Raw genomic sequence first — 996 nt, 5'->3', positions numbered from 1 at the left:
TTATATCTACAGCTCTTTCGCTGAGATAGGCATCATTCATCATTTCAAAATGACGTGCATATTCACTAATGGTATTTTTTAATGCGGTTTGGGCAGACTTCCCGGCTTTTATCTGGGTGATCACTTCTCCTGCCAGAGCATTGTCATCCAACATACCAAGATAGACATCAAACAAAGCTTGTTCTTCAGGCCTTAACTGGGTAGATAAACGCTCACCGACGCTTTGAATATCTTTACGGACGGACTCAACCGCATTTTCAAATGAAATGATATCATCATCAATATTTTCAGCACTTCTATCAGGCACCGCATCCAGGTCGGCAAGCGGAAAAACAACAACACTGCGACCAATCGCAACGCCTGGTGCACCAGCGATACCCTTGAAGGCGATATCCTGCGCTACTTTCCCACTCTCAGAAACTGACTCAATTGCTTTAGTTGCTTCTGAATGCGCTATAACGCTCGCCAGCTGTGCAGAAACCGTAACTAGAAAAGCTTCTTCACCTTCATCAAACTTACGCAGGTTACTGGCTTCCTGAACAACCAATACACCCAATACCTTTTTATGATGAATGATTGGAACACCAAGAAAGCTTGTAAAACGCTCTTCTCCCGTTTCAGGCAAATAGCGGTAGCGTTCATGCTGCTGGGCATCTTCGAGGTTTATCGGCTCTTCCCTAACACCAACCAAACCAACCAGACCCTCTGAATAACCCAAGCTCACGTTCCCGATCGCATCTTCCCGCAAGCCACGAGAGGCACGCAAGACATAACGATTTTCTGCCGGATCAAGAAGATAGATGGAACATACTTCCGTACTCATAGCCTCCTGAACGCGACTGACAATAATATTCAGTGCTTCCTCAAGACTAGCGGCACTATTCACTTCCTGAACAATACTGCGAAGTATGCTTAGCATTTAATACCCTTTATATTATGCCCACGTTTCCAATAGGTGGCTTAGTTCTTAAATAAGTCAGTTGATAACTCTTTCAT

Annotated in this window: 1 protein-coding gene; it reads right to left on the bottom strand. The window is 44.4% G+C overall.

Annotated elements, in window-relative coordinates; genetic code table 11:
* Window positions 1-919, bottom strand: a 919-nt coding sequence (locus tag A3756_RS24630; protein WP_156490748.1) for a phosphoenolpyruvate-utilizing N-terminal domain-containing protein, incomplete at its 3' end; no start/stop codon positions are given.
* Window positions 920-996 lie beyond the last annotated feature (77 nt).

The sequence above is a fragment of the Oleiphilus sp. HI0086 genome, from assembly GCF_001635225.1.
This window is presented reverse-complemented; position numbering and strand designations above follow the sequence as displayed.